Here is a 20,901-nt window from a genome sequence, read left to right as displayed (position 1 = left end):
TGCAACCGGCCAGGAAGGGGCCTTCGTCCGACGCGTCGGCAGGACATTCAGACGGCAGTCGCAGTCGGCGGATTCAACCCGGCGATGCGCTAAAGTGATGGACGACCATCCCACGCATCGGACGGCACTTGCCTGGCCTTCCCGCTGCATTGACGTGTTCTGTCGTATGCCATGAAGGGATGACCATTCACCGGAGCGATTCATGCGAGTTGTCTTGCGGCTCTTCGGCCTGGCGCTAAACGTGCTGTCTCTTTGCGGTTACGCCCAAACGCCGCAGCCGTTGCCGGCGCTGAATATCGACATTACGCAGACGTCGGTCTCGGGTCTCTCATCGGGCGGCTATATGGCGGTTCAACTGGCTGTCGCGTACTCATCGATAGTAAGCGGTGCGGGTGCCGTCGCTCGTGTTGGCTACCCGCCAGGCGTTTGCCAGAAAGTTAATCGACGATCCGGCCAAACTTGCTGGACAACGCGTCGTCACAATTTCCGGACAGAAGGATACGACCGTGCCGCAAGCGGTCGTTCAGCAACTCGACGACTACTACCGCACGCTGGGGTTGCCTCCGGCCAATCTGTCGGCAGTATCGCTTGATAACGCAGGCCACACCATGCCGACCCTGAACTACGGCGTGGCGTGCGGCGACTCGGTATCGCCTTTCATCGGCAAGTGCCAGTTCGATGGGGCAAAGGCGATCCTTGGATGGATCTACGGTCCGGCGCCGCTCAAGCCGCGCACGGGCTCGGCGCCGGCCGGCCATTTCGTGCAGTTCGACCAGACCGCGTTCCTTCCGAAGAGCGGGCGGTGGAGCGTGCCGGGCGCGGCGGGTCTTGACAGCACGGGCTGGGTCTATATTCCAGAAGACTGCAAAGCGGGCGCGCGCTGTCGTCTGCACGTCGCCCTGCACGGCTGCGAGCAGGGGCAGGACTATGTGCCGGCCGATTCATCCGGCAGCAAGCCGTATTACGGCACGACCTTCGTTAAACACGCGGGCTACGACCGATGGGCCGACAACAATCAGATCGTCGTGCTCTATCCGCAGGCGGTCGTCATCCCGGTGAGCAATCCGCTTGGATGCTGGGACTGGTGGGGCTATACCGATTCGCACTTCGCCGATCGGAAGGGCGTGCAGATGCAGGCGATCCGCGCGATGATCGACAGGTTGAGTTCGGGGGCGAATCAGTGATTCATCGCTGCCGCACGGCTGGCCACAGGACGCTGAATCAAAGGGACAAAAAGAACGCGCTGTCACGTCGAAGTGTTCGCGACGCATCCCGAAAGCTGACGATCGGGCTATGCGTACATTTCGGCCTGAGCAGAGGCTCGCCGATCGGGCAGCGTGCGGCGGCTGCAGGGCGCTTTGCTGACCTTCGCAACCAAGTGCCGGTGAATGTCGGCTATGTCGTGAATGAACGAGTCGTGCCGACCCACAGCGGCCCGCCGATCTTCTCGATAACGGCCGATTGGCCAGCTCCGGACAAGGCCTTCCCTTCGCTGCATCTGACACCTTCGCAATGCGGGTTCTGAGAAAGCCGCTACTGAGCCAAATTCAAATAACCCTCACCTGCGGATAGCGAACCGTTTGGACGTATGGAATGGGATTGAGCCAAGCTCCTTCGATATTATTGCAAGCTTCCTGTAAGAACAGAAACAACATTAGGAGGTTACCAGTTGGGGAATCGCACACGACATGGATACCGGGAAGCGGATTGACACCCGAGTTCAATGAAAGTGGTGAGTTGTCGAGCTTGATAAAGCCCTTTTGTAGAAGGAAGACGCCGTCGAGCGCCGTTCCAGGAGTGTTAACTTTTGTTTGCTGGGTCCATGCGGGAAGTGGAATCCCTAGAGACGTATGAGAATTCAAAATCCATCCGTGCGCCGTGCTCATCTGAGCTGGTCCGTCGTAGGCGACGACAAAGTTCAAGATTTTTGGCGGGATCCATCCCGTGGAAAATGACTTCGTGATGTTCGGCGTGAGTCCCTTCGCGTTGCTCGCTGCTCGAACGGATTGGTCAATTGCGGCTTGGTCAAGCAGTGACTTAACCTCGATCGTAGCAACAACCGATTCGATCATGAACCCACTGACGCCACCGCCAAAATCCAACTTCGGATAGTTTTTCTTATATATGACAATGTCGAATTGATTTCGCGGTGCCCTCGGAGTCGAATTCGCATCGATGATTTCTCCGGTGCCAATTGTCACGTTTGCACTTAGATGACTTTCCAAAAACTGTCGAATAAAAGCTTCTCTCGGCGTTCCTCTATGAAGAGTGTGTCCGGAATTTGCGGGAATTCTGGAGGTCTGTAACAGAGACGCTTCAACGGCGTCCATATGTGCGGCAAGCATGTATTTTTCCTTTTATGTGCAACGATATCGGGGCCGCACCGGTTGAGATTTCGGTCGCAAACATTGCTGGCGATTGAGGACGATCTAGCCTGCCCAGTCGAGCGTCCGTAGATTGCCGACTATCGCCCGACGTGGCCGGCCCTAGCCGACCCGTTGCGCACGCCCACCTTGCTCGGCAACGGCCATTCGGAAGAATCTACGGAGTTGCTCCCATCTGACGTGCTCGTTCCTCAATCTGCCTGGCGTTCCACAGTAGGAACCACCCAAGTCCACCGAAAAATATCTCTGAGAACACTATCGCCCCTATAAGCATAAAGAGGGTATCTGGATGGCGAATCTGCGATATTGCCCCCCCGAAAATCGGGAGAAAGACGAGAGTCCACCCTGACAATCGAGACCATTGTGCCTGCACTAACAGCTTCTCTCCGGGCCTCGACTTGACGTCAGCGAACTGTGACCGGGTCATCCCTGAAGCCTTCGCGTTTCGCCACCGGAACCATCTGAAACCCGCTGCAACCAGCACGACGAAGATGAGAGCGAATATTCGGGTATCGCCATGCGCATTTGCGCTCATACTGGACCTTATTCGTGGAACGAGCGATTCCGAGGTTTATTGGGCCTGAGCCCGCCTGGGAATTCAGGGACCGAATCGATTGTCGGCGATTGCTGGCCGTATGTCGACCGTCCGGTGATGGCCGATCGCGGGCTCAGCAGTGGCCGCTGCGGAGAGCGACGGCCCAGTCAAGCCGTCCGTTCGCCTCTGCAGTCGCCGCTGCCCTGTTCCAGTCATATTCCACAGCACGAAATTCCACTGCCCACTCGGACCTGCTCCGTGTCAGGAGCGCATATCGCGCGTGGGGCGAGCCCATCTCCATACGATGAGGAAATGGCCGCTGATCTTCATAAGCTTGAAGGCCGACGCTACCCGGATTGACGACGAAGCGACCATCGGCAAGCTTGACTGAGCGCTGCAAGTGGGTATGGCCGCACAAAATCAGCTTCGAAGCGGCGTTCGCTGCTCGACACTCGATCTCTTCGGACGTTGCCTCGCGGCATCCGGAGGGAGTTACTGTTTCCAGAAAGTAAGCCAAGTCGTCTCCGGGCGTCCCGTGGACCAGAAGAACGTCTTCCCAAAGAAGCAGCGTGCTGGGCAAACCCTCGATCCATGCCAGCTGATCTGGACGCAACCGATCGAGGGCCCAACGGTCGGATGCACCGACATGCTCGCGATGACCAGTAAGGATCTGCCTTTCATGATTGCCCCGAATGGTGGGAATGTCGAGAGGCATTAACCGGTCTGCCGTCTCATTGGGAAAAAGCGGACCGGAAAGGATGTCGCCAAGATTGACGATCAAGTCTGCACCGACCGAACGAATATCAGCCAGCACGGCGTCCAGCGCCGAGAGGTTACCGTGAATATCAGAGAGGGCGGCTATCTTCATAACGATGATCGATGAGGGGCGTTACGTGGATTGTCGTCAATCCTGGCCCGTCGGTCCAATGTCCGGAATTGGCCGAACCCGGAAGAACATCGCCCATTGGTCCAGCGGCCGATGCCCTGAACCGTCGCCTGTGCTGTCGGGATAGCTTCGTATTGAGCGAGACGCGGCGCCGGCCCACGTCGACCGTTGACAAGTGTGTTTTCGCTCCCCCGAACCTTTATGCGGCAAGATTCTGTGGGCGTTGACATGCGGCATGGCCACCGATTGACAATTTCATCGTCGCAACGGTGAGGAATTTAATACGGTCTACGCTTTGCGCAAGCCGTCTACGTAGCAACGCCAGGTCGGATGACCCTGCTCAAAAGCGCGCCCAAGCCCGAACCGGACCTAGATATTCGTATAGTCGTGCAACGCCTGTTCGATCGGAAGCCGCGGCCGTTCCCAGCGCCTGCTGCGACCTCAACACTTCGCACGGCCGCTCAGACCCGTGCAAGCACTCGTGGTATCTCGTCCACTAGCGCGTCGATTGCGACGCGTACCTTCGAGGGCAGATGTCGCGATTGCGGGCGGATGACGTGAACCTCGGCGCCCTGCACGCTGTTGCTATCCATCACGAGCGACAGCCGGCCGTCGCGCAGATAGGGCGCCATGAGCCAGCATGGTAACCAGGCGAGCCCTGCGCCCGCAGCCGCTGCGTCGGCGATGGCCTGGAGGTCGTCATAACGCAGGCGCGCGGACAGTCGGCACTCCTGCACCTCGCCGTCTGCGCCGAGCACTCGCCACGGTGTGCTCTGTCCACCGCGGCCGTAAGCGATGCTGACGTGCGAGCCGAGTTCGGCGAGGCCCGACGGCCGCCCGTGGCGATCGAGCCAGGCCGGAGACGCGCAAATGCCCATCCGCTGAACGCCGAGCCGGCGCCCGACCAGCGTTGCATGGTCCGGCAGCGGTCCAATCCGCACCGCGATATCGAAGCCGTCCTCGACCAGGTCCGACACGCGATCGCTGAACGACATCTCGACGTCGAGCAACGGATGGCGCTCGACCAGCTTCAGCATCACGGGTGCGACGCACTGCCTGCCGAACAGCACCGGCGCGGTGATGCGCAGCCGCCCGGACGGATCGCGGCGGCCCGCCTCCAGCGTCGCCTCGGCCGCGCCGAGTTCGGCCATCACGCGTCGGCACTGCTCATAGTATGCATGTCCTTCGTCGGTCAGGCTCAGATGGCGGGTGGTTCGCTGCAGCAGTCTCACCCCGAGACGCTGCTCGAGCCTCGCGACAATCTTCGCGATCGCCGAGCGCGTGACACCAAGGCGTTCGCCCGCCGCGGCGAAGCTGCCGGCATCCACCACATCCACAAATTCCGCAATGCCTCTTAGCCGATCGTCCATCGTGCGAGCTCCCGTTACCGCGGTTTCTGTTTCCTGCCAGGCGACGATAAGTCGTCAAGATCTCGTCAATGCGTCCTTTCCGGCAACACTAACATAGGTGCTTCTACCCTGTGAGGAGTTGCTATGAACGCATGGAAACTGAAACCCGGCGCCGGTATCTCCGGCCTGAAGCGCAGCGACGCCACCATGCGATCGCCGGGGCCGACCGAGGTCGTTGTCAAGGTTCACGCGGCGTCGCTGAACTATCGGGACCTGATGTTCGCCCGCGGTGACTATCTCGGCATTGGCGATGCGCCGCTGATCCCGCTGTGCGATGGCGCGGGCGAAGTCATCGAGACCGGCCGCGACGTGAGCCGCTTCAAATCGGGCGATCGCGTGGTCAACACATATTTCCCGCGTTGGATCGACGGGGCTCCGACACCGTGGAAAGTCGACGGTTCGCCAGGCGCCAAAGTCAACGGCGTGCTGGCCGAGCGGTTCCTGGTCGACGAAACGGCTCTTGCGGTGATCCCGGCACACCTGGGTTATGACGAAGCCTCCACGTTGTCGTGCGTCGGCGTCACCGCATGGAACGCGCTATTCGTGGACGGCGACGCGAAACCCGGTTCCACGGTTGTGCTGCTCGGCACAGGCGGGGTGTCGATCTTCGCGCTGCAACTGGCGCGCGCGGCGGGTCTGCGCACGATCATCACGTCGTCGAGCGATGAAAAACTGGAACGCGCGCGCAAACTCGGCGCCGATGAGACGATCAACTACCGCGCCAAGCCGGAATGGCAGAACGAAGTTCTCCGGCTGACCGATGGGGTAGGCGCGGATATCGTGCTGGAGATCGGTGGACGGGACACACTGCCGCGCTCGGTGGCCGCGACGAAAATGGGCGGCCTCGTGTCGATCATTGGTGGTGTGAGCGGCTTTAGCGGACCGGAGCTTGGACTTCTGCCGGTGATCGGGGGCATCAAGCGGCTGCATGGAATCATGGTGGGCAGCCGCTCGATGCTCGACGAGGTGGTCAGGTTCGTGTCCGCGCATCAAATCCGGCCGGTGGTCGATCACGTCTTTGGCTTTGACGATGCGCCCGCGGCGTACAGGCATCTTGAGTCCGGACAGCACTTCGGTAAGGTGGTGGTCCGGATAGACGCCGGAAACCTGTACTGATGAGGGTTCGGCGATATCTGGATACGCGGGCATCAGGCCAGGGGACATTGTCGAACCGCGTGTACGGCAGTGATCGACCGAGGCCGTGTGAAAACGCAAAAGTACTCGGTTTGCGGGTGTCGCTTTACCCTTCCCGAGTTGCTACGAAGCCAATAGAGAGCGATCTGAAGGGTCGAGTTTTCGGAACGCCTCATTCAGCGTGCGTTTTCACACGGCCTCGACCCATTGCGGACGGCGGGTCCCCATAAAACGGACATTGGCAAACTTCGCTTTCCGGTCGCTGTGGTTTCGCTCGAGCGACCGATGCCGTTGCCCGTCATTGGGCTCGCACACGAAGTGCGACCATCTCCTCGCCTTCGAGTAATTCCATCGTGGAGCCGTGGATGTCAGACGCGGCAATCGGTTCGGCGCGGCCGCCGAGATGGCGCTCGAGAAAGGCCTCCGCAACGGCATAAAACGAGAGGCGGTTTGCAGGCCGGACAAAGCCGTGCCCTTCGTCCGGAAAAAGCAGGTACGTCACCGGAATGCCGTTGGACTTCATTGCGGCGACCATCTGGTCGCTTTCGATCCGCTTCACACGCGGATCGTTCGCGCCCTGCGCAATCAAAAGAGGCTTGCTGATTTGGTCGGCGCGGTAAACCGGCGAGCGCTCGCGAAGAAGTGCCAGTCCGGCATCGGTCGACGGATCGCCCAGTGCCTTGACCAACTGGCCGCGCATCGATTCCCAGTATGAAGGAACGGTCGCGAGCAGCGTCTCCAAATTGGACGGGCCGACAATATCGACACCGCACGCGTAGACGTCGGGATTGCGGGTCATGGCGTTCAATACCGCATAGCCGCCGTAGCTGCCACCCATGATCGCGATGCGTTTCGGATCTGCGATTCCCTCGCGGATTGCCCAGCCGACCGCATCCAGCAAGTCGTCATCCATGCGTCGGCCCCATTCCTTGTCGCCCGCGTTGACGAACGCCTTGCCGAAACCCGTTGAGCCGCGAAAGTTGACGCTAAGGACGCTGTAGCCGCGATTCGCGAGCCACTGATGTTCAGGGTAGAACCCAAACGTGTCCCGCGCCCACGGGCCGCCGTGCACGAGCAGAACCAGCGCGCCGGGGCCGTCGCTGCCGCGCGGGCGCGTCACGTAAGAAACCAACTCGAGCCCATCCCGGGCGGTGATCGTCACAGGCCGCATCGGAACGAGCGGCGCATCCGCCAATTCTGGGCGGAATGTGAACAGCGGTTCCAATGTCCGGCTCTCGCGGTTGTACAGGTAAGCCTTGCTCGGCTCGAGGTCCGACTGTGCGACGATCACCCATCGCAAATCGTCCTCCGTGCGGCTCACCCTATCCCATTCACCCAGATCACGACCGGCGAGAAAGTCGAGATCCGACTGGAATTCAGGTGTCAAAGCCAAATACACCTGCCGCTCGGCATAGATGGAATAGCCGACCGGCTCGTGCGTGTCCGCGTCGACGAGTATGCCGTCGACATCTGTCAGGCTGTCTTCTCCGAGCACGCGCCGCTCTCCGGAAGGGAGATCAAGACGCACGAGTGCTGCCGTGTCCCGTCCCCGGCTGTCCAGCATGAATAGCGCGCTGCCGTCCGCATTCAGTTGGATCGGACGCGACACGCGCGCGTCTTCTGGAGCGAAGCTGAACCATTCCTTCCAGTTTGCGTCGTCACGACGATCGAACAATTGCAGTGTGCCGTCCGCAGCGAACCTTCCCGCGACGCGCGGGCGGTAGTGCTCGTCCACGACGAACCCGCCCATGTTCGAGTCATTCCGCTCGAGCAACCGCAACTCGCCGGTGTCGATTTTAAGCGTGTACAGGTCAAAAAACTTCGGATCGCGCCGGTTCATCCTCACGAGCACGCGATCGCGCACAAGCCGACTTATTGCGACGACGTCTGCGCGCACCCCTTCAAACGGCGTCAAGTCACGGTCGACCCGGGTTTTCGCGTCGACCGCGTAAATATGAAATTCCTCATTGCCGTCGGCATCGCGCGGATAAACGAGGTAATGACCCGCGTAAGTCCAGCTAAATGAAAGGACACCGCGCCGGGTGTCATGCGTGACAGGGAAAGCGCGCTCCGGCGTATCGCTGGGCGCCACCCAAATGTTCAATACCCCGTCGACCGGGGCGAGCCACGCCAGGTACTGGCCATCCTGGCTGATACGGGGAAATACCTTGCTTGGGCTTCCGAAGAGATGCGAACGGGGTATGAGCGGCGTTGCGGGCGCGAATGACGTCATGGGATCACCGGTTGTTGGACTGGACCTTTGCAGCAACTTTGCGGGCGAGTGGAATGGCGACGCCCAGCCCAGTTGAGGTTGTCATGTGTTTAGTGAATCCTGCGGCTTCAGAGCCCTATCTGACAGCGACACCGGTCCCCGATGATGTCGCGAGTAGTCTTATAGCAGACGACAATAAAGTCGGCCACCAACGCCAATGCACGGGAAGTCCAGTTAATTGAACGACTGCTTTCGCAGCGTATCCGTCGACAGGCTGCTCCTGACCTGGCTGCCGACCCAGGCAATTTGCAAACGCAGGTTTAACCTCGCCACGCTGCGACTGGCACCCGTTCGCTCTATGCCACGCTAAAGTTTTTTCCACCGGCGTCGATAAAACGAGTGGACCGCTAATCGGTTTAAAACAACAGAAAAGGAGGGAATATAGGTGCGCGCATTGGGGAATTTTCTATGGATCATTGCGGGCGGACTTCTTGCGAGCCTTGCATGGGTGATTATTGGCTGTATCGCTTTTCTTTCGATCATCGGCATACCTTGGGGCCGCGCATGCTTCGTGATGGCGAAGTTCGCACTGGCTCCATTCGGCAAGACGGTCATGTCACGAAAGGATTTGAGCCTCAAGAAGGACGTTGGGACGGGCGCACTTGGCACACTTGGAAATATCGTGTGGCTGATTACAGGAGGCTGGATCATGGCGCTGTCACACGCTCTTTACGGCGCCGGTTGCTGCGTGACGATCATCGGCATCCCTTTCGGCATTCAGCATTTCAAGCTGGCGGGGCTAGCCTTAATGCCCATTGGAAAGACCGTGGTGCCGCTTGAGGTGGCGTTGGTCGCAACCAAGATGAATGCCGAAGCACAAGTAGCTAATCTGCGGGCGGGCGGCTAACGGACTCCTAATGCCCCTTCGCCGCGCCGCACTTTCGTATCTATCGAATGGTGTGCATGGCATTTGGTGAAGGGGCGAAGGTAGCGACACGCAAGACGTGAGCTCAATTGGCGAACCCGTCCGACGTTGAACTGGCGAAGTCGGGCCGCCATTGATCGGTCCGAGTCGGGCAGAAGGCGACCCCAGCTTGTGTGAAAACGCACGCTGATCGCCTAGACTGAGGTAACGCATTCAGGTCGGGCGGGCACATGAAGCGATTCGTTGAAGGCGAAGACCGTAAGCTAGCTGTTTTGCTGCCCGAGTATCTGAGGACTATGTGTCCGACGACAATCCAGTGCGCGTAGTCGACGTCTTTGTCGATGAGCTCGATCTTCACGATCTCGGTTTTGACGGAACCGCTGCCGCAACGACGGGACGTCCCTCATATCATCCATCCATACTGCTAAAGATTTATATTTACGGCTACCTGAACCGCATTCAATCGAGTCGGCGTCTGGAGCGTGAGACTCAACGCAACATTGAACTCATGTGGCTAACAGGTCGTCTTTCACCGGATTTCAAGACTATTACCGACTTTCGCCGTGACAACGGCAAAGCGATCCGCAATGTATGCCGGCAATTCATCGTGTTGTGCCGTAACCTGGATCCGTTCTCAAAGTCGATTGTGGCCATTGACGGCAGCAAGTTCAAAGCCGTCAACAATCGTGATCGCAACTTCACGAGTGGTAAGGTCCGGGCGCGTATGCAGCAGATTGATGAGAGCATCGCGCGCTACCTTGCGGCAATGGAGACAGCAGACAGGACGCAATCCGATGTCGCCGAGGCGAAGACGAGCCGCATCGGCGACAAGATCAAGAAGCTCAGGCAGCAGATGCAAGACCTCAAGACAATGGAGCAGCGACTGCGCGACTCACCCGATGGACAGGTCTCGCTGACTGATCCGGACGCGCGCTCTATGGCCACCAGCGGTCGAGGAACAGGGATGGTTGGCTACAACGTTCAGACCGCCGTTGACGCCACGTCGCATCTGATCGTGGCACACGAGGTCACCAATCCTGGCAATGATTGCAACCAGTTGACGAACATGGCCGGGCAGGCGCGAGCGGCTACCGGCATCGAAAATCTGACCGTTGTTGCTGACCGAGGTTATTTCAAGGGCGAGGAAATTTTGAAATGCAATGAGGCGGGTATTACGGCGTTCGTTCCGAAACCAATGACGTCGGGCAGTAAAGCGGATGGGTACTTCGGAAAGCAGGACTTTGTCTACGTTGCCGAAGATGATGAGTACCGTTGCCCCGCGCAACAGCGACTCACCTGGCGCTTCACAAACATCGAGCACGGGGTGACGCTGCATTGCTACTCGAGTTCGGCTTGTGCTACCTGCACAATCAGAAAGCAATGCACATCGGGAAAGCAGGCCCGCCGGATAAAGCGTTGGGAGCATGAGGGCGTAGTCGAAGCGATGCAGCAGAGACTGCACCAGAAGCCGGAAATGATGCGCATACGCCGTCAGACTGTAGAGCATCCGTTTGGTACGCTCAAGTTCTGGATGGGCGCTACGCACTTCCTGATGAAGACGCGCGAGCATGTCAGCACAGAGATGAGTCTGCATGTTCTCGCATACAACCTCAAGCGGGTCATGGCGATCTTAGGCACGGCGGCGCTAATGGAAAAGATGAGGGTCTGAGGAGAGGCCTTACATCAAACCGGCTGCACCGCGGCGAACCGGAGAGTTTCTCGACTCGTCGACGGACCTTCGCATTCTGACCGGTCTGAAGATCCTTCAACCATGCGGCGGGCTAAAACAGCCGCCAATGACGGGGAACGACGCCGCGAAGTCGTCGAGCCACATCGGCTTGCGTTTTTACACAGACTGGACCCGGAGCCGCCGTTCAGAGTCGGAAATTCATGACCGTTTCTGGAGTAATTCCGCCGCAATCCGAGCGTTTGAACGGGTCAGGACACCGATCCCGGCGCCAAGGCTTCCCTTTCCTCTGCTTTCGCGCGACCGTCATCGGAACTGGCTCGCAGCGACGCTGGGTAGTAGGTCGCCGAGAGAGGGTCTGCTCACCTGGAGCCATTCTCGAATCGCGGCTGCAGCCAGCAGCGTCGTTAATGCAGCGTTTATGCCGCGGGGGCGAGTACTAGGCGGCGGCTCCATCCGTCAGCGCTTGTAGAGGTCAAGCAGGCCAAGGAGTTCGCCAAACGCTGAAGTGTCCCGGCCCGCCTCATACCAGACACTCGCTTAGCATCGGCAGTCGGCCGCTCCCGCCGGGGGGAGCCCCGGCGGTCTATATTCGACCGGTTCTCTAACGTCTGGTCAATCCGGACGCGGGTGCTGCAAGGGCACGACGCCCGGCAGCGCCGCTGCGTTGTTAATCAGCGCCGCACCCGTAGTAAATGTCCACGAGAGGTTGCTGATCGAATAGGTCTTGCCACTCATATCTGTCAGCACACCGGTGAGATGCGCGGTGTAGGCCGAGTTGGCCTGAAGCGGTGCAAACGGAATACACATCGCGCCGTTGTTCAGTTCTGTATCGTTATCCGATGCGTTCAGCAGGCACGGGACGTTGTTGCCATTGCTGTCCGTAATCGTAATGCTGACTGAACTCAGCTTTGCTCCGACAACTGACTGGATCGTCACCGGATAACCAACGTAAGTGTTCTGATATTGCGGCTGCGTTGCGAACGGGTCCGGAGATTCGGCTTCCCACCAGGACCTCTGGACCCCGGTTTCTCCCGGGAACGGGTAGGCCACGAGCTGGGCTGGGCTCGCCGTAGTATTGAGACCAGCAAAGTCGATGTTAAGCGCCTCCCATGGCACGCCCGTTGTCGAGGTGCCGATCGTGCTCGCCACGCCCATCGCGGTGTAGTTGCTCAACATCCCCATCCGGTGGTACGGAGCATTGAAAATGTCTTCCACCGGCGACAGTGAGTTCTGGAACGCAGCCGGATCGCCCGCGACCACAACCTCGGCCGCAAAGTTCGGGTCACGCGCCATGGGGCTGGATCCAGTGAACCCAGGCAAGCCAGCCGTTTCGTTGTGTCCGGTCGCCGCATTGTCGACCAGATACACCGTGTGGTTCTTCGACACGGTCGTGAGTGTGGGGTCAACGGCCAGTGGCGTGGTATAGCCAACGGCCGCGCGGACGGAGTTCATGAACGTGATGCCGTCTGCAGTCGGGTCACCGGTTGCGGTAAGTGAGACCGCCGTCGCGGCCGGCTGCATCAGCATCACTGACGTACTGCTGTTATTGCTCGTGCCGCCGTTATTGGTTTGGTTCGATGAATTCGAGTTATTGGACCCGCCACCTCCGCACGCTGCAACCAGCGCCGAACAGGTGATCGCAAGAGCACAAAAACGATAACGGGATAAAGAGTTTTTCAATTTCAAACAGTCACCTTGTTGTTGGTATATGAATGAGTGTTCACCCGGGCCCATCAGGTGTTTTTAAAAACGACGAATCGTGAACCGCTATTTTTTAGCAGCCACTTTGCTCTATCGGCTAGAGGAGGCGGAACTTTAGGGAATCGTCCCGACCGCAACGCAAATGCATACTCGAACGGCGCTGCTTCGCTACCTCCAAGGAGCCAGATGAAATCGGTTGCGTATTTCGGACGAACGTGACCGGCCGTTTCGGGATCGTGACCGGCGATTTCGGCAACGTGACCGGTCAATTCGGGAACGTGACCGATCGGACCGAAAGGCAGGAATGGCGTTGCGCATGACATCAACCACGCGGGCTATGCTCGCCGGCTTTGGCCGGAGAGAGCATGCCCGCGCACCGGATGAACATGCGCATGATCAAGGACGTTTTACGACTTAAATTCGACGGCGGCTTCTCGCACGATCGGATCGCCGCGTCACTGGGCATATCCAGGGGCGTGGTCACGAAGTACATCGGACTGGCCGGTGCCGCCGGGCTGGACTGGGCAAGCGCCTGCGATATGGATGAAGGCGAGCTTGAGCGGCGGCTTCTCGGCAAGCCCACGGGGCCAGCAGGCTACGCCCAGCCCGACTACGGACGCATCCACCAGCAGCTGCGTCGCAAGGGCATGACGCTGACGTTGCTGTGGGAGGAGTACCAGGCCGAGTTCGCGGACCGGCAGACCTACCGCTATACGCAGTTCTGCGAGCACTACAAGGCGTTCACGAAACGCCTGAGGCGCTCGATGCGTCAGATTCACCGCGCCGGCGAGAAGCTGTTCGTCGACTTCGCCGGTCCCACGTTGCCGCTGACGACTGGACGGCGCGCGCACATCTTCGTGGCGGCCATGGGCGCATCGAGTTACACGTTCGCATGCGCGACGCCAGCCGAAACGATGGAGGACTGGCTGGGCGGTATTGCTCGCGCGCTGACCTTCTATGGCGGCGTGCCGCAGCTGATCGTGCCGGATAACCCGCGCGCGATGATTGCCGATCCCGATCGCTATGAACCTCGCGCCGGCGACACCGTGCTGGACTTTGCGCGTCACTACGGCACGTCATTCCTTCCTGCACGCGTATATCGTCCGCAGGACAAACCGAAGGTAGAGGTTGCGGTCCAGGTCGTCGAACGCTGGATCATGGCACGCCTGCGTCATCACCGGTTTGAGTCGGTCCACTCGGTCAATGAGGCGATCCGCCCGCTGCTCAGGAACCTGAATGAGAGGCCATTCCAGAAGCTGCCGGGATGTCGCGCCAGCGCATTCGCCCAGCTGGACGCGCCGGCACTGCAGCCGCTGCCGGCACAGCCCTATGAGCTCGCGCGTTTCAAGACCGTGACGGTTCACATCGACTATCACGTCGAGATCAACAAACACCGCTACAGCGTGCCGCACGCGCTGGTCGGTCTCAAGCTCGATGCGCGTATCACGGCGGGCGCTGTCGAACTGCTGCATCGCGGTCGTCGTGTCGCCAGCCACGCACGCAACGAGCGCGCAGGCGGCTACACCACCGTCGTCGAGCACATGCCGGCGGCGCACCGCGCTCATCTGGAATGGACTCCGCAGCGGCTGATTCATTGGGGACAGCAGATCGGCGCGGCAACCGGCGTGCTTGTTACCCGGTTGCTGCAGGAGCAACGTCATCCGGAACACGGCTATCGGGCGTGCCTCGGATTGCTCTCGCTCTCACGTCGCTATGGCCGCGAACGTCTCGAAGCCGCCTGCGCGCTGGCACTGGAACTGGGCGTGCACCGTTACCGCCACGTGCGCGACGTCCTGATCAACAACCGCGACCGCGCTGCAGTGGCAACGCCTGCCGACTGGATCAGCCCAAGTCACGCGCATGTACGCGGGCCCAGCTACTACCAATAAAGAAGACCCACCATGATGATGCAACAGACACTGACGCAACTGCGCACCCTGAAGCTGGACGGCTTCGCTGACGGCCTGGAAGAACAACTGACGCAGCCCAGTGCGGCCAGCCTGAGCTTCGAGGAACGCCTGTCACTGCTGGTCGACCGGGAAGCCAGCTGGCGTGATGATCGCCGTCGTACCCGACTGCTCAAGCAGGCGCGCCTCAAGTATCCGCAGGCCGCCATTGAAGATCTCGACACGCGCGCTGGCCGTGGCGTCGATCCGCGCTCGCTCACGAGCCTCGCCCTTGGCGACTGGGTCGAAGCCGGCTACAGCCTGCTCATCAGCGGCCCAACCGGCGCCGGGAAATCGTGGCTCGCTTGCGCCCTGGCCCAATACGCCTGCCGGCGCGGGCATTCGGCCTTGTATCTGCGCGTGCCTCGACTTGGCGAGGAGCTTCGCGTTCTGCACGGCAATGGCGGCTTCACGAAATGGCTCCTGCAGGTCGCCCGCGTCGACGTGCTCCTGCTGGACGATTGGGGAATGGCTCCCCTCGACGCGATGGTCCGAAACGATCTGCTCGAGATGATCGATGACCGCTCGGCGGGAAAGGCGACCATCATCACCAGCCAGTTACCGATTGAGCACTGGCATGGATGGATCGGCGATCAGACCATCGCCGACGCAATGCTCGACCGCCTCATGCAGCGTCATCACCGGATCACGCTTACCGGTGAATCCCTCAGAAAGGCATCCCCAACACACAACGTCCTGGAGCCCGAACTCGACCAGAACTGACAAGGAAATCTACAATCAACACCGCGCAACGCCCAACCCCGCCGAATCGGTCACGTTCCCGAAATCGGCGGTCACGTTCGCCGAAATACGCAATGTGGGGTACGACATGCCCACGAAACACCGGCCGGCGTCTGAAAAACGCCGGCCAGTCCTTCATCAGCAATGCTGCCTTGTGCAGGGCTTCTAGCGCTTGTCTTTAGCGACGTCTTTTGCCGCCTCCTTGACGTCACCCATGTCTTTCCTCGTCTGACCCGCTTCTTGCTGCAGGTCGCCCTTCAATTCCTGCGCTGGGTCATCAGTGGCTTTTCCCACCGCCTCGTTGACCTTGCCCTTCGTCTTTTCGGCTACGCCCTTGACCTGGTCCTTGTTCATGAGAATCCTCCAAGTTGATTTGCGACGGATGTCGCGGCTCAAACATGCAGCACACGACGTTCCTGCGATTCCGGGCGACTGCATCCGCTCCTTTTTTATTATCGCGACGATAGAGCTGAGATGGGCTCAGTTTGTTGGGGGCAATGTCAATCAGAATGCCTCACTAAAAGATTTGTCTGTCGCCGATATCGCGGTTAAGTCGGCGCAAGGCCGTGCAGCGGCGTCTGTTTGGCCTGAAGACCGGTGGCACGGGGGTTGCGCCGATAGAAATACGGCTCTCGGGCGCCCTATGAGTATCGTGCTGCTGGTGGATGACGACGCCGACAACCTACGCGCGCTGCCGGAAGTAATAGAGACTGCGGGGCACGAAGTCGTGCCCCGCGGCGGACGGGGCTGATGCCCTTGACAAGCTCGATGAGTTCAACCTGCAGATTAACATTTCCGGCTGGCAGATGCCTGGAATAGATGGCTGGACGCTTTGCCGCCATGTGCGCGACCTGCCTCGCTACACACGCCTGCCGGTCGTGCTCTTTTTTGCGAATGTGGTGCCGCTGGCTCAGAGCGGATGCTGGTCAGTCTTTTTCCGCAAGCCTGTCGACCTTTAGATTCTGCTGCGATGTGTCCAGGAACAATGTTCGGTCAGTCGCATCAGCCATGGCACCTACCTGATTGGTGTTGGCCCGGCATCGTCGCGCTGGCAGCCAGTCGACACCCGCTGCTGGCCTTGATGCAAGGAAAGCAGAAAATTACCGTGGCTAGATTCAACAGCGCCTTCGGGTCCCCAATATGGTGCGCAGTTCTTCCAGCGAAAGTGGTTTGGTGAGGTGGTACTCAATGCCTGCTGCCAATGCTCTCGACTTGTCGGAGTCCGCGGCGTATCCGGTCAAGGCGACCAGCGTTATGTGGTCCATGGTGCAGTCAGCGGGAATCGCGCGAGCTACCTCGAACCCATCTATGTCCGGCATCCCTACATCGACGATTGCCACTTCTGGCTGCAGCGCGCTCATAAGGCGGATAGCCTCACGACCACTGGCCGCAGTGGTCACAGTGTGTCCTTCGAGTTCCAGTAACAGGCCGAGCGAGAGCAGTGCGTCCTGATTGTTCGACCAGTAGAAGGCGCACGGGTGCGGGAGAGGTAATGGGGACTTGCTCAGCGAGGGAATGAGCCGGCGTCTTGCGCAGGATGGGCAATCGCAACGTTACTACCGTTCCTGTGGCCGCACCGTTGCTGTGAAGAGATATGGTTCCTCCATGTAGCTCAATCATGCGCTTCGCGACGGCGAGGCCAATGACAAGTCCGCCTTCCGCTCTCGCCTGGCCGCGGGCAGACTGGGCGAACAGGTCAAAGACGTGCGGCTGCACCGCCCTGTTAATGCCAATACCGTGGTCCTTGACGGTTATAACGACCGTGTCGGCAGCCTAGCCCCTGCTGGCGCTTTCGTCGACTTCAACGATGACTTCGACCGCGCCCCCTGTCGGCGTGTACTTCGCCGCATTTGAGAGGATGTTGCCCAGTACCTGGCTGAGACGGACATGGTCTGCGCGAACAGGCATAGGGGTGTCAAGGCCACTAATCGTCAGCGTATGACGCCGGGACGCGAACTAGTGCTTGACCGCAGTTACCGAGTCAAATGCAATTTCGTTCAGGGACGTGTCGCTGTGCCTGATGACAAGCTTGCCGTATTTCGATCGTGGCGCGTCGAGCAGGTCGTCGACAAGCGCGCGCAGATGCCTTAACTGCCGTCGTGCGATGGTAGGACCTCGACGGCCTTCGCGTTGTCAGCGCATAGTCGCGCGGCAGCGCCGACGGCACTACCGATAGGGGCCATGGGATGCCGAAGTTCATGCCCAAGCATCGCGATGAATTCGTTATGTCGCTGGTCGTTTTCGATTCCACTGTCGCGCGCGTCAACGACAGTCAGCGCTGCGCCGGCAAACACAGCCAGATTTGAAAGTAACCGGACGTCTTCGAGGTCGAATTGGCGTCCCTCTTCGTCTGACATAACCCATATCGCCCACAACGGGGTGTCGGTCGTCGGTATAGGCACAACGATGCCTTCGGCGACATCGACGCCAAGAAACCTGAGACAGGGGAACTCGTCCTGCGGGCGGATAAATAATTGCGGCGTGCGTGCCTCCAGCGTCATTGCACAAGGACATTCGTCCCATGCCGTTGTCTTCCCGCGCAGGTCTGCACAGCGTCCCGCAACGGCCAGCCACCTGAAATGCCGGCTATCGCCCGTGCCTTCGACGAGGCTAATCCCCGCGCTACCCGCATTGCAAACAGAGAGGGCGACGTCCGCAATCTCCTGCAGCAAATTAGCTCTTGGTCCCATCTGCGCTGCAGCGAGCCGGACGAGACCAGCGCTTTCCGACGCGTAGTCCGGTTGCCTCGCTGGGCGGTTGGCGAATTCGTCGTTATCAGCAAGCGCGTGATTACTTTCCATGACCTCTGGATTTGCTTCCAAAGTTGGACGAAGACAGGGACTACAAGGTATCCGAAGGGCCATCCCGCGAATAGTGCGTTGACCCGGAGCCGAGCGGGATTTGGGGCGGGCGCTGGCGAACGCGCGAAGGGGTAGCAGCAATCATTCCCTGCTGTTCCAAGCATAAAACGAGCACCCGCGAGGGACAACTCACCAATACCCTCAGTTTTGCCGAGCAGCGGGCTGCTGTAAGCCGCCTGAAGCAAGAAGCATTGCCCATCCATCACGCCCCGACCGGCTGCATTCCTGCACAGTCCCACGGGCGCAACCGCATACGGGCACGCTTGCTGCGGAGCACCGATGACCACATTCCTTGGGGGCAGGCGATGAACCCAGATGCAAGAGCGCTGGCTCCGACGGATGAATTGGACATGGTCCCGGATAAGGCAAACCCTCTTACGCCGCGCAGTGTCCACTGACGCGGCGTTTGACTTCTTTGCCAGCCTTGTCACACGGTGGGTCGGGTTGCCAGCGGCCTTCTGCCTCGCCGTAGCGCTGGCGCGCCCCTCGCGGTATGCGAATTGCGTTCGGGAACACACGGATTGACGCCGTTCGGTGTTGACCGGCCCATGCTTGAGGAGACTGCTATGCGAGTCGCGACGAAAGGAGTTTTGATTTCGGTACTTCTGGTGGGAATGTCCGGTAGCGTCTTCGCCCAAAGTGCGGGCGGCGGCGCCGCTGGAGGCCAGGGCGGCACAGGAATGAGCAAGCCAAACGCTGGCGGCTCGACCGACACCGTCTCTGGCGCGTCAGGGGCTAATACCATGGCACCCGCAACGACAAGTTCGCACAAAAAGATGCAGAAGAAGGCGGGGACTGCCACGCCTTCGTCGGCTACCAACCCTGCCTCGGGTGGAAGCTGACCGGTAGGATTCAGGTTGCCGGTCGACCTCCCGTCCAAGGGGCTCCAGGGGCGGAAAGCCGCCCCTGAGGGCGCGCCAAATAACGGTTGGAGACAGAGAATGAACAAGAGAGCGAATGGAGAAAGCGCCGCACGATTTCGCATTGAAACTGCGTATCTGCTGGAGCTGTCCGTCGGAGCATCGCATGTTTCTAGCACGCTATCTCCCTGGCCGCGGCACGCGTGCATCGAGGAGGTGATGGCCAATTTTCTGGCAAACATGGGAGCGCACATCTAGAACGTTTTCTATTGGCACTGGCGAAAAGACTTGATGAACGCTCAAATACCGAGGGCGCGGCGGCGGTTCGGCATTACGCAATCCACGGACTAGCTCCGCAAGCTGCCAACGTTCCTGCGCTCACGCTCGCACGTAAGAAGAGTACTGTGCGATAAAAATCACGATGCTAGTCGCGGCCGCGGAGGATTTGCCTGGCTGCCCTCGGCTTCTCCGGTGAACGGTCAGATGGCTTGTCGCCTACACATATTCGTGCGAAACGGCGATTACTGCGGAGTAGGCCCGTCCTCGTCGACCTCTTCGCCGTCCTCTGATTCAATTCGTGTCGTCCCGCCCGTCGCGGGCGGGTCACTGGCCGGGAAGGTGTCTTCGACCGCCTTGTCGACGTCCTCTTCGGACTTGTCACCTGAGGGGTTCCGCTGCTTCGGATTGGTAGCCATGAGAGTCTCCGGCGGGTTGGAATCATTTGATTTGAGCAAGGGGTGTTCCACAAGGGAGCGCCTCGGGCGGCGGTGCAAGAATCGTTGGCAGTGGTACGGACGACGGACCCGACCCCAAGGTGACGGCGGCATCGACTTGGCAAGGCTGCTGCAGGATGGCCGCCGACACCCACGAGACTGAACCAGATGACGCCGCGCCGTAATATTGGCGCGCCATATTGCTGAAGCGAGGCGGGTACGCCACCGCACCGAGGCGGTGGCGCAGGCACCCGAGCGACAGATTAGCTGTCGGCGTGGCGCGGCTCGGCCATTGTCTTTTTTAGTGCTCGCTCGGCCTGATGGTCGGGTCGCTTTCGACCACGGCGTGGGTTGCTGACCAGTACGGGTCCCGGTTGTAGTACGTATGCATCGACATCCCCCACTTTGCGTCAGCCATGACGGGCCAGTGGTCCTTGTCAAAACCGGGGTCGTCCTTGAGGCGCTGGGCGGTAATGTCGACGAAGAAGCATTTTTCGTCCGTATCGAGCGTCAGTGCACTCCATGGGATGGCGTGCAGATTGGCCCCCATTCCGAGGAATCCTCCCTCCGCCAGCACTGCATAGGCAATGCGTCCGCTTCGGACGTCCAGCATGATGTCTGAAATTTTGCCTACGTGTTCGCCGTCGGAAGACATCACCTTGGTCCCGTCCAGTGTAGCCGCGGCCATGATATCCGGCCCCGGCCCTTCGCCTATACCACCGCCTACAATATTGGCCCCGCCTCGGGTGCCACCTTCCGGGTTGATTGAGCCCATGATTCACCTATATGAACGCGTCCCGTTTGCAACAGTTTTCGTGTGTTCCGACAGACAGGATGGGCTGCAGCTCTATATCCGGCCTTGTTGCAGTCGGTGCTGCGGCTGCGGGCCCCTATGAAATCCGCT

At 59.8% G+C, this 20,901-nt stretch carries 17 protein-coding genes and 1 pseudogene; 7 read left to right on the top strand and 11 right to left on the bottom strand.

The window, feature by feature from the left end; all coding sequences use genetic code 11:
* The first annotated feature begins 506 nt into the window (after nucleotides 1–506).
* The gene (locus LJ655_RS28830) at nucleotides 507–1,184 is read left to right on the top strand and encodes an alpha/beta hydrolase family protein (protein WP_230564563.1); all 678 of its coding nucleotides are present in this window, start codon (nucleotides 507–509) and stop codon (nucleotides 1,182–1,184) included.
* 363 nt (nucleotides 1,185–1,547) lie between these two features.
* Here LJ655_RS28830 and LJ655_RS28825 read toward each other — a convergent pair whose 3' ends face one another.
* From LJ655_RS28825 to LJ655_RS28815, 3 genes are all read right to left on the bottom strand, one after another.
* A complete protein-coding gene (locus LJ655_RS28825) occupies nucleotides 1,548–2,345 on the bottom strand; it encodes a DUF6602 domain-containing protein (protein ID WP_230564562.1) in 798 nt (265 codons plus the stop codon).
* Between the two features lie 707 nt (nucleotides 2,346–3,052).
* Nucleotides 3,053–3,787: a metallophosphoesterase family protein gene (locus LJ655_RS28820; RefSeq protein WP_230564561.1), complete on the bottom strand. Its 735-nt coding sequence runs from the start codon at nucleotides 3,785–3,787 to the stop codon at nucleotides 3,053–3,055.
* Nucleotides 3,788–4,266: 479 nt separating this feature from the next.
* Nucleotides 4,267–5,175, bottom strand: a complete 909-nt coding sequence (locus LJ655_RS28815; protein WP_230564560.1) for a LysR family transcriptional regulator — start codon at nucleotides 5,173–5,175, stop codon at nucleotides 4,267–4,269.
* 123 nt (nucleotides 5,176–5,298) lie between these two features.
* Between LJ655_RS28815 and LJ655_RS28810 the strand changes: the two genes are divergently transcribed.
* Nucleotides 5,299–6,330, top strand: coding sequence for a zinc-dependent alcohol dehydrogenase family protein (locus LJ655_RS28810; RefSeq protein ID WP_230564559.1), 1,032 nt, complete (start codon nucleotides 5,299–5,301; stop codon nucleotides 6,328–6,330).
* 316 nt (nucleotides 6,331–6,646) lie between these two features.
* Here LJ655_RS28810 and LJ655_RS28805 read toward each other — a convergent pair whose 3' ends face one another.
* On the bottom strand, nucleotides 6,647–8,581 hold the full coding sequence (locus tag LJ655_RS28805) for a S9 family peptidase (protein ID WP_230564558.1): 1,935 nt from the start codon (nucleotides 8,579–8,581) through the stop codon (nucleotides 6,647–6,649).
* 424 nt (nucleotides 8,582–9,005) lie between these two features.
* Between LJ655_RS28805 and LJ655_RS28800 the strand changes: the two genes are divergently transcribed.
* Nucleotides 9,006–9,467: a YccF domain-containing protein gene (locus LJ655_RS28800; protein ID WP_230564557.1), complete on the top strand. Its 462-nt coding sequence runs from the start codon at nucleotides 9,006–9,008 to the stop codon at nucleotides 9,465–9,467.
* Nucleotides 9,468–9,715: 248 nt separating this feature from the next.
* Nucleotides 9,716–11,154 (top strand): annotated as a pseudogene (locus LJ655_RS28795) (IS1182 family transposase).
* A gap of 633 nt (nucleotides 11,155–11,787) precedes the next feature.
* Here LJ655_RS28795 and LJ655_RS28790 read toward each other — a convergent pair.
* On the bottom strand, nucleotides 11,788–12,861 hold the full coding sequence (locus LJ655_RS28790) for an Ig-like domain-containing protein (protein WP_230564556.1): 1,074 nt from the start codon (nucleotides 12,859–12,861) through the stop codon (nucleotides 11,788–11,790).
* Between the two features lie 380 nt (nucleotides 12,862–13,241).
* Here LJ655_RS28790 and istA point away from each other — a divergent pair, with 380 nt between their 5' ends.
* Both istA and istB read left to right on the top strand, forming a co-directional pair.
* Nucleotides 13,242–14,765 (top strand): IS21 family transposase, encoded by a 1,524-nt coding sequence (gene istA / locus LJ655_RS28785; protein ID WP_230564555.1) that lies wholly within the window; start codon nucleotides 13,242–13,244, stop codon nucleotides 14,763–14,765.
* Between the two features lie 12 nt (nucleotides 14,766–14,777).
* Nucleotides 14,778–15,545: an IS21-like element helper ATPase IstB gene (gene istB, locus LJ655_RS28780; RefSeq protein WP_230564554.1), complete on the top strand. Its 768-nt coding sequence runs from the start codon at nucleotides 14,778–14,780 to the stop codon at nucleotides 15,543–15,545.
* Nucleotides 15,546–15,728: 183 nt separating this feature from the next.
* Here the strand turns inward: istB and LJ655_RS28775 are convergent, their stop codons facing one another.
* Nucleotides 15,729–15,917, bottom strand: coding sequence for a CsbD family protein (locus LJ655_RS28775; RefSeq protein ID WP_230564553.1), 189 nt, complete (start codon nucleotides 15,915–15,917; stop codon nucleotides 15,729–15,731).
* Between LJ655_RS28775 and LJ655_RS28770 the strand changes: the two genes are divergently transcribed.
* Nucleotides 15,916–16,314, top strand: a complete 399-nt coding sequence (locus LJ655_RS28770; RefSeq protein WP_230564552.1) for a hypothetical protein — start codon at nucleotides 15,916–15,918, stop codon at nucleotides 16,312–16,314. The genes LJ655_RS28775 and LJ655_RS28770 overlap by 2 nt on opposite strands.
* Nucleotides 16,315–16,678: 364 nt before the next feature.
* On the opposite strand, the gene LJ655_RS28765 is transcribed toward LJ655_RS28770, so the two are convergent.
* The 5 genes from LJ655_RS28765 to LJ655_RS28745 all read right to left on the bottom strand — a co-directional run bounded on the left by LJ655_RS28765 (nucleotide 16,679) and on the right by LJ655_RS28745 (nucleotide 20,772).
* Nucleotides 16,679–17,005: a response regulator gene (locus tag LJ655_RS28765; protein WP_268991763.1), complete on the bottom strand. Its 327-nt coding sequence runs from the start codon at nucleotides 17,003–17,005 to the stop codon at nucleotides 16,679–16,681.
* Nucleotides 16,938–17,279, bottom strand: a complete 342-nt coding sequence (locus LJ655_RS28760; RefSeq protein ID WP_230564550.1) for an ATP-binding protein — start codon at nucleotides 17,277–17,279, stop codon at nucleotides 16,938–16,940. Before LJ655_RS28760 ends, LJ655_RS28765 begins: the two co-directional genes overlap by 68 nt.
* 371 nt (nucleotides 17,280–17,650) lie before the next feature.
* Nucleotides 17,651–18,364 (bottom strand): GAF domain-containing protein, encoded by a 714-nt coding sequence (locus tag LJ655_RS28755; protein ID WP_230564549.1) that lies wholly within the window; start codon nucleotides 18,362–18,364, stop codon nucleotides 17,651–17,653.
* Between the two features lie 1,441 nt (nucleotides 18,365–19,805).
* Complete coding sequence (locus LJ655_RS28750; RefSeq protein WP_230564548.1) at nucleotides 19,806–19,979, bottom strand: hypothetical protein; 174 nt, start codon at nucleotides 19,977–19,979, stop codon at nucleotides 19,806–19,808.
* Between the two features lie 319 nt (nucleotides 19,980–20,298).
* On the bottom strand, nucleotides 20,299–20,772 hold the full coding sequence (locus LJ655_RS28745) for a PRC-barrel domain-containing protein (protein ID WP_230564547.1): 474 nt from the start codon (nucleotides 20,770–20,772) through the stop codon (nucleotides 20,299–20,301).
* Nucleotides 20,773–20,901 lie beyond the last annotated feature (129 nt).

This window comes from Paraburkholderia translucens, assembly GCF_020881035.1.
In the GTDB taxonomy this organism is placed as follows: domain Bacteria; phylum Pseudomonadota; class Gammaproteobacteria; order Burkholderiales; family Burkholderiaceae; genus Paraburkholderia; species Paraburkholderia translucens.
This window is presented reverse-complemented; position numbering and strand designations above follow the sequence as displayed.